This window comes from Streptomyces sp. NPDC040589 (genome assembly GCF_055594445.1).
On the sequence record NZ_JBVIWP010000023.1, the window covers coordinates 1 to 1,060 of the forward strand.

Genomic DNA, 1,060 nt, shown 5'->3' on the forward strand with positions numbered 1-1,060 from the left:
GATTCGTCTTGGCGAAGCTGAGAACTTAAGCGCCAGTAAACGGCGGTGGTAACTATAACCATCCTAAGGTAGCGAAATTCCTTGTCGGGTAAGTTCCGACCTGCACGAATGGCGTAACGACTTCTCGACTGTCTCAACCATAGGCCCGGTGAAATTGCACTACGAGTAAAGATGCTCGTTTCGCGCAGCAGGACGGAAAGACCCCGGGACCTTTACTACAGTTTGATATTGGTGTTCGGTTCGGCTTGTGTAGGATAGCTGGGAGACTTTGAAACTCGCACGCCAGTGTGGGTGGAGTCGTCGTTGAAATACCAGTCTGGTCGTGCTGGATGTCTAACCTGGGTCCGTGATCCGGATCAGGGACAGTGTCTGATGGGTAGTTTAACTGGGGCGGTTGCCTCCTAAAGAGTAACGGAGGCGCCCAAAGGTTCCCTCAGCCTGGTTGGCAATCAGGTGTTGAGTGTAAGTGCACAAGGGAGCTTGACTGTGAGACCGACGGGTCGAGCAGGGACGAAAGTCGGGACTAGTGATCCGGCGGTGGCTTGTGGAAGCGCCGTCGCTCAACGGATAAAAGGTACCCCGGGGATAACAGGCTGATCTTCCCCAAGAGTCCATATCGACGGGATGGTTTGGCACCTCGATGTCGGCTCGTCGCATCCTGGGGCTGGAGTCGGTCCCAAGGGTTGGGCTGTTCGCCCATTAAAGCGGTACGCGAGCTGGGTTTAGAACGTCGTGAGACAGTTCGGTCCCTATCCGCTGTGCGCGTAGGAATATTGAGAAGGGCTGTCCCTAGTACGAGAGGACCGGGACGGACGAACCTCTGGTGTGCCAGTTGTTCTGCCAAGGGCATGGCTGGTTGGCTACGTTCGGGAGGGATAACCGCTGAAAGCATCTAAGCGGGAAGCCTGCTTCGAGATGAGTATTCCCACCTCCTTGAGAGGGTAAGGCTCCCAGTAGACGACTGGGTTGATAGGCCGGATATGGAAGCACGGTAACGTGTGGAGTTGACCGGTACTAATAGGCCGAGGGCTTGTCCTCAGTTGCTCGCGTCCACTGTGTT

Annotated in this window: 1 rRNA gene; it reads left to right on the plus strand. The window is 55.5% G+C overall.

What is annotated here, in order from left to right:
* Positions 1-1,038: ribosomal RNA gene (locus tag ACZ58V_RS41480) — 23S ribosomal RNA — on the plus strand; the annotation flags it as partial.
* Between the last annotated feature and the right edge of the window lie 22 nt (positions 1,039-1,060).